11 protein-coding genes and 1 pseudogene are annotated in these 13,825 nt (G+C 39.9%); 7 read left to right on the forward strand and 5 right to left on the reverse strand.

Annotation, left to right across the window (positions count from 1 at the left end; all coding sequences use genetic code 11):
• The 5 genes and pseudogenes from B2R65_RS01285 to B2R65_RS01305 form a co-directional block, all read left to right on the forward strand.
• Window positions 1-552 (forward strand): annotated as a pseudogene (locus B2R65_RS01285) (hypothetical protein); the annotation flags it as partial.
• Window positions 546-2,210 carry a BatD family protein gene (locus B2R65_RS01290; protein ID WP_286740446.1) on the forward strand — a complete coding sequence of 555 codons (1,665 nt, stop codon included), beginning with the start codon at window positions 546-548 and terminating at the stop codon, window positions 2,208-2,210. The pseudogene B2R65_RS01285 and the gene B2R65_RS01290, both read left to right, overlap by 7 nt.
• Window positions 2,211-2,273: 63 nt before the next feature.
• Window positions 2,274-2,831 (forward strand): sigma-70 family RNA polymerase sigma factor, encoded by a 558-nt coding sequence (locus B2R65_RS01295; RefSeq protein WP_039972214.1) that lies wholly within the window; start codon window positions 2,274-2,276, stop codon window positions 2,829-2,831.
• Complete coding sequence (locus B2R65_RS01300) at window positions 2,831-3,583, forward strand: DUF3379 family protein (protein WP_054982184.1); 753 nt, start codon at window positions 2,831-2,833, stop codon at window positions 3,581-3,583. The genes B2R65_RS01295 and B2R65_RS01300 overlap by 1 nt, the downstream gene beginning before the upstream one ends.
• Before the next feature lie 160 nt (window positions 3,584-3,743).
• The gene (locus tag B2R65_RS01305; protein ID WP_286740451.1) at window positions 3,744-4,589 is read left to right on the forward strand and encodes a Tim44 domain-containing protein; all 846 of its coding nucleotides are present in this window, start codon (window positions 3,744-3,746) and stop codon (window positions 4,587-4,589) included.
• A gap of 264 nt (window positions 4,590-4,853) precedes the next feature.
• On the opposite strand, the gene B2R65_RS01310 is transcribed toward B2R65_RS01305, so the two are convergent.
• The 4 genes from B2R65_RS01310 to B2R65_RS01325 all read right to left on the reverse strand — a co-directional run bounded on the left by B2R65_RS01310 (window position 4,854) and on the right by B2R65_RS01325 (window position 8,795).
• Window positions 4,854-6,044 (reverse strand): amino acid aminotransferase, encoded by a 1,191-nt coding sequence (locus B2R65_RS01310; protein WP_004587316.1) that lies wholly within the window; start codon window positions 6,042-6,044, stop codon window positions 4,854-4,856.
• An 80-nt stretch (window positions 6,045-6,124) separates the two neighbouring features.
• Window positions 6,125-6,784, reverse strand: a complete 660-nt coding sequence (locus tag B2R65_RS01315; protein ID WP_273586173.1) for a GAF domain-containing protein — start codon at window positions 6,782-6,784, stop codon at window positions 6,125-6,127.
• Window positions 6,785-6,840: 56 nt separating this feature from the next.
• Entirely contained in the window at window positions 6,841-8,490 is a 1,650-nt protein-coding gene (locus B2R65_RS01320) for a fused response regulator/phosphatase (RefSeq protein ID WP_286740457.1), read from the reverse strand.
• Entirely contained in the window at window positions 8,490-8,795 is a 306-nt protein-coding gene (locus B2R65_RS01325) for an STAS domain-containing protein (protein WP_089349107.1), read from the reverse strand. Before B2R65_RS01325 ends, B2R65_RS01320 begins: the two co-directional genes overlap by 1 nt.
• Before the next feature lie 129 nt (window positions 8,796-8,924).
• On the opposite strand from B2R65_RS01325, the gene B2R65_RS01330 reads away from it, so the two are divergent.
• Window positions 8,925-9,254 (forward strand): SUI1 family translation initiation factor, encoded by a 330-nt coding sequence (locus tag B2R65_RS01330; RefSeq protein ID WP_286740460.1) that lies wholly within the window; start codon window positions 8,925-8,927, stop codon window positions 9,252-9,254.
• Window positions 9,255-9,265: 11 nt separating this feature from the next.
• Here B2R65_RS01330 and B2R65_RS01335 read toward each other — a convergent pair whose 3' ends face one another.
• On the reverse strand, window positions 9,266-12,280 hold the full coding sequence (locus tag B2R65_RS01335; RefSeq protein ID WP_286740463.1) for a bifunctional diguanylate cyclase/phosphodiesterase: 3,015 nt from the start codon (window positions 12,278-12,280) through the stop codon (window positions 9,266-9,268).
• A 358-nt stretch (window positions 12,281-12,638) separates the two neighbouring features.
• On the opposite strand from B2R65_RS01335, the gene B2R65_RS01340 reads away from it, so the two are divergent.
• On the forward strand, window positions 12,639-13,796 hold the full coding sequence (locus B2R65_RS01340) for a chorismate mutase (RefSeq protein ID WP_054982179.1): 1,158 nt from the start codon (window positions 12,639-12,641) through the stop codon (window positions 13,794-13,796).
• Window positions 13,797-13,825: the final 29 nt, after the last annotated feature.

Raw genomic sequence — 13,825 nt, forward strand, 5'->3', positions numbered from 1 at the left:
CAGCAAGAGGGTGATTCGCAAGATAACCAGCAACAATCTGATCAAAGTGAGCAACAAAACAATCAGCAATCAGATCAAAGCCAACAAGGTGAAAATAGCGATTCTCAATCAGAGCAAAGTCAAGGCGAGCAATCACAAGATCAGCAAGGTGAGCCAAGTGATGAGTCTGACACTGGGCAAGAGCAACAAAGTGCTGAGTCGGGTTCACAATCAGATAAACAAAATGAGCCAGAACTAGAAACTCAGCCACAAGCTAATCAAGAGCAAAAACAGCCTGAGCAAACAAACGAAGAACAGGCTGAAAATACTCAGCCGCAAACAGCGCAGCAGCAAACGTTAACAGATGAGCAAAAGCAAAACGCTCAACAACAAGCCGCGCAAGCACAAACGCGTGAGCTCACCAACGAAGAGAAAGAAAAAGCCCAGCAGCTTAACCAGTTATTAAGAAAAGTACCGGACGATCCGGCAATTTTATTACGGAATAAAATGCAATTAGAAGCCCAAAAAAGACAATATCAACGTCGCCCTACAGGAGTAGAAAAATCATGGTAATGCGATTATTTTGCTGTTTATTGCTATTAAGTGCGATGCCATCATGGGCCGCCACCAAATTAGAGGCAAGTGTAGATAAAAACCCAGTCCTTGCTGGCGAATTTTTTATGCTTAACATTTCAGTTGACGACACAATAAAAAGCGAGCAACCCGACACCTCGGTGTTACTTAAAGACTTTGTAGTTGGGCCAACAAGTTTAAGTACGCGCACCAACATTATAAATGGCAGCATTAATAAGCAAACAACCTGGTCTGTTAAGTTAATGACCCGTAATGAAGGTGAATACACCATTCCGGCTTTTAACGTGGCCGGTTTAAGCTCGCAGCCAATAAAATTAAAAGTGGCAAAGCGCGCTGCCGATGCTGATAAAAATAACGATATTTTTTTAAAAACATCGCTCTCAAGTGACTCGTTGTTTGTTCAAGAAGCTGGCGTATATACGATTAAACTCTACCTAGCAAAAGAGCTGCTTGATGGCAGCCTAAGTACGCCCAGTATGCAAGATGCACAGCTTACACAATTAGGTAAACAAACCGAAAGCTATGAGCTTGTAGATGGTAAACGTTATTTAGTGATCACCCGAGAATACTTACTACAACCGCAAAAAAGTGGTGTATACACCATTGTTGGTCCTACGTTTCAAGGTCGTGTACAGCAAAATTACCGCCAATTAGAGGTGTCGGCTTTAGGGGATGATCAGCAACTTGAGATAAAACCTATTCCGGCAAACTATAAAGGCGCATGGCTACCGAGTGAGTTAGTTAATATTGATGAGCAGTGGCAGCCTGATGAAAATACTGTAGAAGTTGGCACGCCTATTACACGCACTATTACCTTAACCGCATTAGGGGTTACTAAAGAGCAACTGCCCGAAATTGATATGAAAACCATTGCAGGAATTCGCAGTTACCCCGATGATGTAGAAACAAACAATGCCGTAAGAAACGGACGGGTTGTATCTCAGCAAACAGCGTCATTTGCGTTATTACCACAAAAAGCGGGCACCTACACCCTCCCAGAAATAACACTGCCTTGGTATAACACCAAAATAAACCGCATTAGTTACGCTACATTGCCTGAGCGCACTATAACGGTAACTCCTAGCGCCAATGCTATAAACCCAGGTGCTATTGCAAACGACAACCTTAATACAGGTGAGCCAACTTTGCCTGCTAATAAAGTAAGTATTACACAGCAGCCCAATACAACAATAGCCGCGCCGCAAAGTGTTATTCCGCTTTGGTTAATTATTATTGCCGTGCTTGGGTATATTTTTTGGATAATCACTGCAATTTTTTATTGGTTAAGCCGTTCTACTAATAATGAGCAAAAAAATAACAGTGTATCTGTAAATAAAGCCCAAACGCTTTCATTAAACGCGCTTAAAAATGCAGCTAAATCAAATAATCTCAATGCATTTTATAGCGAACTAAATGAGGTAGCGATTAAGCTTACAGGCAAAAAGGTGGCTGCGATAGATACGTTAATACACAACATCAATAATGATGAACTGGCGACGCAGGTTAACCGTTTACAGTCAGCTCTTTATGCAAATAGCAGTGCAGATGTCGATCTTAATGCTATTATTAACATAATTGAGCAGCACCAAGTTCAACGTACAAAGTCGCAACAAGCTGTATTAAAAGACCTTTATTAACTAGTTTGATAAATTTAGGTCTTTTCATGCATTAAATAATAAATTTTAATTAAAAAAGTACTTATGCTTGGAAAGAAAAAATCAAATAATCAGGTCTTAGTTGATATGGCAGAGAAACAAAAGCGCTATGAAGCCTTGGTCCATGTATATAATAAGGAGCTTTATCGCTTTGCTTATTGGTTATGCCGTGACCCACATATTGCAGATGACCTAGTACAAGAAACGTTTTTACGTGCTTGGCGCTCGCTTGACTCATTATTGGATCAAAAAGCCGCCAAGCCTTGGCTGCTGACTATTTTGCGTAGAGAAAATGCACGTCGCTTTGAGCGCAAGCAGTTTGACTACAGCGATGTAGAAAACGATACACTTGTCGATGAAACCAGCCATTCGTTAGATGATGAAATGGAGCAAACGGTTATCCAACGCCAAATTGCGCTGCTATCTGATGAATACAGAGAACCCTTACTTCTGCAAGTTGTTATGGGGTGCTCTGGTGAAGAAATAGCAGAGATTCTCGATTTAAATAAAAACACGGTTATGACTCGTTTGTACCGTGCCAGAAACCAACTTAAAGAGGCTTTAAGCCGTGATGATGAACAACTTAAAGGGGCATCAAAATAATGGATGAACTTGAGTTTCGTCGACGCACTATTGCGCAGCCAAACGATTTAGATAAGGAGCTTTTAGAGTTTGCTAAAGAGAGCTCTGAGCGACAAAACTTTATAAGCGATATGAAAGACTTTGATAAACAAATTCAAGATGCGTTAGATGTGCCTGTGCCTGACAACCTTGCTGAGCGTATTCTTTTAAACACCTCGTTAAAAGAAAAAGCAATGCAAGAAGAGCAAGCAACTGGGGATAACGTTGTAGATGCACGCTCACGTTTTAAGTTTGACCGTGTTCACTTAGCCCTAGCCGCGTCTTTTTTTGTAGCTATTGGCGCATTCTTTTTTAGCACAGAGCAACACATTGCTCATGAAGCAGGCGAACATGCTTTAACCCATGTTTACCATGAAATTACCGCCCTTGAAAAAACCAATGCTATTAGCCTACAAAGCGTTAACGATAAGCTTGCACTGCTAGGCGCTCATATAGAAGAGCTGCCAGGTAAAATTACTTATGCAATGTTTTGCGACTTTAAAGGTGAAAAAGGTCTGCACTTAATTTTTGAGTCGGACTTTGGCCCCATGACGGTCTTTATTGTTCCTTCTGAGAATAAGTCGTTTGGGTTTGGCGAAGATGATTTTCATGATGCGCGCTTTGCAGGTCATATTAATCGAGGCGACAAAGCCGATACTATTTTAGTGGCTAATTCCGGCGCGCCAATTAATGTGTACAACGAGCGGGTTACCAATGCCATTCGCTGGCTGTAACTAGCGCTTAACGACTAAAAACCGCTGAGTAACACTGAGCGGTTTTTTTGTGCCTATTCAGCGCTCATTTTTCATCCAAAACAATTGATTTTAAATGTAATTATTAATTTTTACTGAAAAGTTAATTATACTCACCGCTCAGTTTAACTTAGGGAATTACATGAAGAACATCATCGTTATATTTTCATTACTTGCACTACTGTGTACAGCAAGTTTTGATGCACACGCACGCAAAAAGTTTGGTAGTAGTAAACGCGGTACAACCCCAGCAACACAACAAACCACACAAAAGCAAAAAGCCGATACCACAGCACCTGCAGCCAAGACAAAAAGCAGTAAAAAAGGCATTATGGCCGGCGTATTAGGCGGATTGTTAGCCGGCGGTTTAATTGCCGCTATGCTAGGAGATAACTTTGAGGGCATGCAGCTATTAGAAATTATTTTATTAGCAGGCGTTGCCTTTATTTTGTTTAAACTTATTACGGGGTTTATGCGCGCTCGCAACTCCCCGCAATTAGCCGGTACTCACGCTACGGGGCACTCTGCTTTTAAGCAAGCAGCCCCAGAGCAACCTACCAGCAGTGGTTTTACCCAGCAAAGCGCACACACTGAGCAAGTACCTTTCAATTTACCCCCTAATTTTGACGTAAATGGCTTTTTACAAGGCGCGCGTAGCCACTATCACACTATGCAAACTGCGTGGAATAATGCAGATTACGCCACGATGGCTGAGTATTTAAGCCCATCGTTAGCTCAAGAGTTTAAAACTGAGCGCGAAGCGATTGAACGGGTAGCGACTGAGGTGATGTTTATTGATGCCGAGCTTGTACGCGCTGAAACAACAGCAAATTCGTGGCAAGTAAGTGTGCAATTTAAAGGCAAATACCGCGACTTAGACGATAAAAAAGAAGAGCCTATTTTAGAGATTTGGCACCTTGAGCGTGCTACCACCTCAGATGCTCCATGGCTGATTGTAGGCGTAGAAGACTTAATCGATAGCGAATAGTGCTGTAATTATAGTTATACCAATTCGCTTAATTAAGTGATCTACTTTGAGGGAGGATAAACGTGTTGATAGTTCGGCAAAAAATTCGCTATTTAGGTGTTCTAAATGAGAGCTTTTTAACGCAGGTAGCGACACGTTTAGCCCGTAAAATGATTAAGTATTATTGCAGATTGGTATTAGCTAATTGGTATAAATAACAGCTAAAAAAACCGCCCAGCCTAAAGTTTAGGCTGGGCGGTTTTTTATTACTGTTAAGTAATAGTATTATTTACAAACGTCAGCAACGGCGTTTGCGAAATACTCAATGTTAGTATCACTAATACCCGCTACATTTACGCGGCTAGAACCAACAATGTAAATACCGTATTCTTTTTGCAGGCGCGCAATTTGCTCTTTATTAATACCTAAGAAAGAAAACATACCGTGTTGACGTTCAATAAACGAAAAGTCTTGCTCTATCTCTTTTGCTGCTAAGCTTTCTTTAATTAAGCTACGTAAACCATTAATACGATTACGCATTTCATCAAGCTCACTGTGCCACATTTGTGTAAGCTCTGTGCTGCTTAAAATAGTGTTTACAATGTCAGCACCGTGCGCTGGAGGCATAGAGTAAATACTACGAACAACGCTTAATAGCACTGAATTTGAAATATCAGCGGTTGCAGTGTCTTTTGCAATAATTGAACACGCACCAATACGCTCACGGTATAAACCAAAGTTTTTAGAACATGATGAACAAATAATTAGCTCTTCTACTGCATCAGCTAAAATGCGCAGTCCACGTGCATCTTCTTCAAGTGACGAGCCAAAGCCTTGGTAAGCAATATCAATAAGTGGTGTAAAGCCAACTTCTTTTGCAAGCTGAGCAACTGTGTTCCACTGTGTCTCGTTTAAGTCCATACCACTTGGGTTATGACAACAAGCATGAAGTAGCACAATATCCCCTTTTGGTACTTGCTTAAGGGTGTTTATCATGTCGTCGAACAATAAATCTTTGTTTTCGTAATCGTAGTACGGGTATTCTTTAACGTTTAAGCCCGCAGCTTCAAACAAGCTAATGTGGTTTGCCCATGTTGGCGTTGTTACCCACACTGTTGCGTCTTTATTGCAACGCTTAACAAATTCAGCCGCAACGCGAAGTGCACCTGTACCTCCTGGTGCTTGTGCAGTACGTACGCGGTTTGCTAAAAGTGCTTGGTGCTCACCTAGTAATAGGTTTTCCATTTTTTGACAGTAGTCTAAGTTACCCGCTAAACCAATGTAAGATTTGCTTGTTTCGTTTTCTAAACGAAATGCTTCAGCTTTTTTTACCGCTTTTAATACCGGTGTGTTGCCTTGCTCATCTTTATAGACACCTACACCTAAATCAATCTTGTTAGGGTTTGTATCTTGTTTATAGGCTGCCATAAGGCCAAGAATAGGATCTGTTGGTAATGGTTTTAATTCTGAGAACATTAGCTATCTCTTATCATTAATTAGGGGTTGGCTGTTGTAGTAAGCTTAACATAAAAGCTTACCTTCTTGGCTAGTGATATTTACACTAGAAAGTGAGGAATTTTAATGCAGCACGCAACTAATACAGCCAGTGTACGGCTATCAAAAAAGTCGTTACTAAATGCCTCTGCATCTATAATACCGACGCATTCATGTTGCTCATTAAATAAGGGTAAACAGGTTTCAGCTTTCACTTTAGGGTCGCACGTATAGTACTCGCCACCTTGTGCTAAATAGTTTTCTATGTTGTTAATTACACGCCCGCGCTTAGACAATGCAACTTGTACATTATTGCTGCCTGCTGCAAATGCTTCAGTAAGAGGAAACAGTGGACGGCTTGGCGCACCTTGATACGCCAGCTTTAATAATTGCGGACCCTGAGCACTGTCAACCGCTTGATAAATACCATACCAATCGACCTGTGTTTGCTGCTCTATGTAATTAACTATATTTTGTAGGTTTGCTAGTTTTTGCTCGTTTTGTGAAGTCGCGCTCACGTGATCAGTAAGTTTAAATGGCTCATCTTGTAAATAACCAAACAAACTACACGCACCGCCTTCACCGAGTTCAGGAATTTGATATTCCCAACGTACAGACGGCAGCGCGCTTGCAGCAATATACTGTTCTAGCTGCTCTAGCTCTTTGGCAATTAATTGTGGGTCTATATTTAATTGCGCAATATCAAGGTAAGAAGAAATCATTTGGCCATCCATACATCTAAAATTTTTTAGATAGTAACATGGAATTTTTTTCTGAGCTACAGCAATTTGTAACACAATTCAACTTGGTTTCCGCTGGCGTTGTAGGTAACTTTTTCTGCGACTTCTTCAAGCAAAGATAAGCCACGACCAAATTCGGCATTAAGCTCAGTACGTGTTGAAGCACCGTTGGTAAACCCTCTGCCTGAGTCACAAATAATAAAATATAAACACAATGTGTCTGGGCAATAACGCATATCAATGATGATCATCGCTTCTTTCATTTCACTTAACGCTTGCTCTCTTAATTCGTAGTATTTAAAAAAGCCATCGTCTTGTTTTTTAATTTCAGAGTCGAGCCCCAGTACGCCATGATCAAGCGCGTTGTTATAAGCCTCAGACAAAAGTAAAAATATGTTTGAGCGATGCGACTTTAAGCCATCTACACTACTTAGTACATTAACTACATCGTAAACAGGGTCAGAATTTTTAATTTGCTGTGCATTTAAGCTAAGGGAAAAATTAAACGCTAAGTTTGAGTAGGCTTCTTTAGCTTCTGGCTCTGGTGTGAGTGACAAACAATTTAGGAGTACTAAACTTAGATCGTCTAGCTGTTCGCTGCCGTTAGCAAACATGTTTACATTATCGATAACATCTTGACTACTAATCATACTTTTACTTTTTAGCGCTGTTAAAAAGCGCTGCTCGCCGTAAAAAATATCATCATCGTTATTTGTTTCAATTATTCCATCTGTTGAGAGTACTAGCCGTGTGTGTTTATCTACCTCTAAATTAATTAACTCATATTCAAACTCATCGCTATCTAATATACCCAGTGCCATATGTTGTGATTCAAGGGTTTGTTTAACTTCACCGTTGCAATCAATCAAATAGGCGTCTGGTAAACCGCCAAGCCATGCTGTGATACTTTTACCTGATGCACTTAACTCTACAATTGTTGCAGCGCAAAACATATGCTCAGGCAATAAGTTGTGCAGTAATATGTTTATTTCGGAGGCAATATCATTTACCGCCATTCCTTTTTGCACCATGGTATAAAAAACCCTTGATGCTGGCAGTGCACCTATAGCAGCAGCAAGGCCGTGCCCAGTAAAATCTCCAAGCATGCAATACAAGTTACCAATAGGGCTTTGTGCAACTAAAAACATATCGCCATTAAACATAGACGCCGGTGATAAGCTAAAGTCTAAGTGGTCTTTAAACTTATCTTGGTTTTCGAGCGAGTTGCTAAAAATATGCTCTATTATTTCGTGCTCACGCTCAATTTGGTTACGGTGATATTCCAGTAGCTTATTTTGTTTATGTGCTTTTTTACTTAATTCTCGAGTGCGGCTATGGGCTTTTATTTTTGCATGCAGAATAACTTTTTCGAATGGCTTTTGAATAAAGTCATCCCCCCCAACCTCTAAGCAGCGTTCAAAACTTCCTTGGTCTTCAAGGGAGGTAATAAAAATAATTGGCAGGTAAACATCGTTATAGCGTTGCTTAATTTGCTTTGCAGCCTCAAACCCGTCCATTACGGGCATAAGTACATCAAGTAACACAATATCTATTGCTTCTTTTTCTAATATTTCTAGGGCTTCTAGACCATTAAAAGCGATGGATATTTTATAGTTTTCTTCAACTAGCATTTTTTCGAGTAAAATTCGATTTAACGCTTGGTCGTCAACAATTAGTACATGTGTCATTAGTTAATATCAAACTTTTTATCAAAACGTGATATTTGTAGAATTTTTTTAAGTTGTGGTTGGCAGTTACTAATTTCGATAGTTTGCACTTGGCTTTCTATTGTTTTTTTCATGTTTAATAACATGCCCAATGCAGAGCTATCCATGTAATCGGTTTCTCTTAAATCAATAATCACCTTATTTGTATTTGGTTCTATTTGCGCATACGCTTGGCGAAACGACTGAACTAAATTAAAGTCAAATTTACCTTTAATTTGTATCGTTAGTGTACTTCCATCGACTGATAAACTTTTTGTTAAACTCATAATAAACTCCAATAATATTTCCTTTGACCTAAATATAACCTGTTAAAAGTATTTAGCAAAAATAAAAACACTCGCCAACAAATTTGCTATGATCTGCCACATCAATAAAAACTTTTATTTAGGTAAATTATGAGTGATAACCGCTTAGTATATTCAACCGATATGGGCCGTATTAGCGAGCCAAAAGTTGATCAAGAACCTGTTGGCAAAGTATTTAAAGACGGCTTTATTCGTATTGAGCGCCAAACTAAAGGTCGTAAGGGTAAAGGCGTAATGCTTGTTGTTGGCATTGACTCAAAAGAGCACGATTTAAAAAAGCTAGCTAAAACCATTAAAAGTAAAATGGGCCAAGGCGGCGCAGTTAAAGAAGGCGTTATTGAGGTGCAAGGCGACGATAGAGATAAACTAAAAGCAATTTTAGAAACGCTTAAATTTAAAGTAAAAATAGCGGGTGGTTAAACCCGCTATTTTTATTTAGTTATAAGCGCTTGATGTTGGCTACTCAGCTTTTCATATAAAGCGGGCAATTCACGCTCTGGAATAGGCTTGCTGTAATAAAAGCCTTGTACAATATAACAATTATTATTTTGCAAAAATTCAATTTGCTCTACCGATTCAACCCCTTCAGCAACAACATCTAAATTAAGCTTTTGTGCCATTGCAATGATTGCAGCGGTTATTTCCATGTCATTTGGATCTTCTGGAATATCTTTTACAAATGAGCGGTCAATTTTTAATATGTCGACCGGGAATCGTTTTAAATAACTTAATGAAGAATAACCAGTACCAAAATCATCGATTGAAATAGAAATCCCTAACGCCTTGAGCTCATGCAGCTGCGTAATTGCCGCCTCTACGTTGCCCATCAGCATGCTTTCGGTAAGCTCTAAGTGCAATCGTTTAGCACTCACCCCTGTTTGCTTAATAATACCGCTTAACATAGGGACCAAATTGGCATCTTTAAACTGGCGCGCTGAAAGGTTTATAGAAACATTATTATCGCGACCTTGCTCAGCTAAACGCACTGCAAACTGACACGATTGCTCAAGCACCCACTCTCCAAGTTCAACAATAAGCCCTGTAGCCTCAGCTATTGGAATAAACTTAGTTGGCGAAATAAGCCCTTCCATTGGGTGGAACCAACGCAGTAGTGCCTCATAGCCGACTACGTGCTGATTTGACGAGTCGATTTGCGGCTGGTAATACACTTCAAATTGCTGCTCTTTTATTGCATGGCGCAACTCGTTTTCAATAAATAACCGCTCATTAGCCGCTGCGTTTAGCTCTTGGCTATAAAAATGATAGGTGTTACGCCCTTTAGCTTTAGCTTCGTACATTGCTAAATCAGCATGTTTAAGAAGCTGATCTTCCTCAAGACTGTCGTAAGGCGCCATCGTAATACCAATACTGGCACTTACAATAACTTCATTATTACCAAGTTTGATGGGGACATTTAGCGTTTTTTGAATAGTATTAGCAACGTCGCTGGCGTGCTCTTGGCTTTCTATACCGCTTAATAGCACGGCAAATTCATCACCACCTAAGCGAGCTATGGTATCTTCGGCGCGTAAACGTGTTTTAAGCCTATTAGCAACCTCGTTCAGTAACTGATCGCCAGCATCGTGCCCTAAGGTATCGTTAATACGTTTAAACTCATCTAAATCAAAATAAAACAGTGCAAAGGCATAGTGCCCGCGCTCAGCAAGGGCCATTGATTTGCGCAATTGCATCCTAAAAAATGTACGGTTAGCCAAGCCTGTTAAAGTGTCGAAATAAGCAAGCTGCTCCATTTTGCGCTGACTTTCTTTTACAAACGAAATATCTTGCGCAGACGCTACATAGCTTGTTATTTCACCACCTTCTTCTCGAATCGGTGAAACACTCAACGATACCCAAATCGGCTGTTTGTCATTGCCTTGAATTAATGTATCGCCACGCCAGTAGTTTCTGCTGCGTAAATCAATATCAATATCCTCGACTAAAATAGCCATTTCTGAAGCAATAATATTGAGTAAAGGCGCGCGGTTAAAATGGCTTTCAGGGAACCCTGTCATCTCAAGCATTTTAGGGTTTACGTACTCAATTACAAAGTTTTCATCGGTGATGACCACACCAGTGCCCGAAAACGCAACCGCTTTAGAAAGTCTGTTAGCTGCTTTTTCGGCTATTTCTTTTTCAGTGATTCGCTGGTTTAACCCATCAATGAGCTTGCGAATCTCTACGGTCATATCTTTAAATGAGCCGTTAAGCGTGCCAATTTCGTCTTTATTTTCTGGCGGGAACTCAGTTAATAACTGGCCTTTACCAAACCCAGTTACTGCGTGCACTAATGTATGAATTCTGCGAAGCACTAGTTGATAAAGCGCTTGGTGTAATAACAAGGCTACTAACACAGCATAAAGTACAAACAGACCAAAAAACTTAAGCTTTAAATCTTGCAAAGCAGATAACGTTGATGAGCGCTTTTTATACACCCCTATATACCAATCTAGCTTATCAATTTTACGAATATTAATAATATGCGCTTCATCGTTTTGAACAAACGAATTTGCATATTCAGGTAATTTCATCGTAATGGCTTCATTGATAATTGATTGCAGCTGCGGATTAACAAACTCGTTGGTGGTAATTGTTTTATTATTACTGCCATAATCAGCTTGTAATGCTGGGTTTAGGCTCGGGTGGGCCAGTAACTGGCCTTTTTTATCAAATACCAATAAATGTTTTTCTTTATCGCCCACAGGTAAAAATGAAATCAGCGTGTTTAAATCTATATCACTGCCGGTCACCCCTAAAAATTCATTATCAACATACAAGGGGACAAGCAAACTAATAACCCATTTATGCCATACTTTATCGTAATAAACCTTAGACCAAACAGGTTCTCTGCTAGGGTTTAAATCACTTTGTACATACTTAAATGTTGCACCATTAGAGCCTCTGAGTTCAGCCGGTGCGTTTAACGCCCAATTGGGAGGCGAGACACGGATGAAATCGTCTTTGGTGATCATATAAAAATTAAAAAAGTCGTGAATTAAGGTTGGTGAAATGACTTTCCATAACGACTCTGAGTTATTAAATAAACGCTTATAAAAAGGAGAATAATGCTGCTGAGGAAGAAATGCGGCTGAAAGGCCGTCGCTCGATGCACTGCGTATAGTGCCGTCGCTATTAAATTGTAACTGGGTTTTGTTAGATAAATTGATTGCTGAACTATCACTAAATAGCTGCTCTGACACAACATTATTAGCCTGTTTGGCAACGGCTGATTTTGTTTTGATTAGTGCGTCAAATTGCCTGATAAGTAATTCGGTGGAGCTTTTAAGTACTTCATGCTCTTCGAAAACTAATTGTTTTTCTTCAGATTTAAGCATCAGCGCGGCAGCACACACACCGGCAATTAAACAAATTGCAGATATAAGCAACGACAGCTTTACACTTAAAGAATTTAGTCCAAAACGCGATGGAGGGCGTCTATACACCACAGGCCAACCTTACTATTTTAGTTGTTGTTATTTTTAGCTAATACCTGAAATATACCAGATCCCTATTCATATTTATAAACTATTTGTAAATTTTATCTAAATGTTAGCTAGGAGCTGATAATTATTCATTATGTCTATTTAAACTGGCTTGCTTGTTGACTTTGCTAGTAACACCTCATACATTAACAGCATGAAAATTATCTTATCTTGCACTGTTTTTTCTTTTTTTAGCTTCTTTATATAAAAGAGGCTGAACTGTTTGTGAGATAAAATCAATCGAATAGCAAAGCCTCCCACTTGGGAGGCTTTTTTGTTTTAGTTGCACTAAGCAACTTATTTTTGGAATGAGGAAACCAAAATGACCAACGATGTTTTAAACGCGCTCAGACACGATATTAACGAAATAGACTCCGATCTATTGGTGTTATTAGCTAAGCGCCGCCGTATTAGCCACGGTGTTGTTGAGTATAAAATTGCGAATAACAAACCGATTCGTGATGAAGCGCGCGAACTAGCCTTACTCGAAAAGCTGATTGGTTATGGCAAGTCGCTTGGTCTAGATGCGTATTATGTAAATAACGTTTTTCAAACCATTTTGGAAGACTCTGTGCTGCATCAACAGGCCATGCTGCAAAAAAACTTAAACCCCGATGCATTAAGCGAAACCCATCGCGTTACTTACTTAGGCGGGCAAGGCTCGTACAGTCAACTAGCATGTCATAAATACTTTAGCCGCCGCCCTGGTAAGTTAGTCGAAATTGGCTGTACCTCGTTTGATGAAATTACGGGCAAAGTAGAAAATGGCCAAGCAGATTTTGGTTTGCTGCCTATAGAAAACACCAGCTCGGGCAGTATTAACGAAGTATTTGATTTATTACAACATGCTCAAGTATCAATTGTAGGTGAAGTTACACACAGTGTAGAGCACTGCTTACTTGCTACCCCAGATACTGAATTAAGCCAATTAACTAAAATTTATGCCCATCCTCAGCCATTTGCTCAATGTAGTCGCTTTTTACAAGGCCTCGGTGATTTACAACATGAAACCTGTGATTCAACCTCAAGTGCTCTTCAGTCAGCTTTAAATACGCCAAATAGTGCGGCTATTGGCTCAGCGCAGGCAGGTAAAAACGTTGGCCTTGAAGTGATTAAATCAAACCTTGCGAATCAAAGTGAAAACCACAGCCGCTTTATCGTTGTGGCGCGCAAACCTCTGCAGGTATCTAAACAAATACCGACTAAAACCAGCCTTATTATGGCCACTAAACAACAAGCAGGTTCATTGGCTGATGCGCTAATGGTGTTTAAGCAACATCAAATAAACTTAGTTAAACTAGAGTCTCGTCCTGTACCGGGTAACCCGTGGGAAGAAGTGTTTTATGTGGACTTAGAAGCAAACCTTGCCGATAGCCAAGTACAACATGCCTTAGAAGAGCTAAAAGAGCATACTCAATATGTGCGCGTTTTAGGCTGTTATCAAAGTGAGTCTTTACAAGCTGTGAGTGTTAATACCTAACCTAACACGCAAATACTAAAAAGGGCCTA

Origin of the sequence: Pseudoalteromonas sp. UBA2102 (genome assembly GCF_002331165.1) — a bacterium.
Classification (GTDB): Bacteria; Pseudomonadota; Gammaproteobacteria; order Enterobacterales; family Alteromonadaceae; genus Pseudoalteromonas; species Pseudoalteromonas atlantica.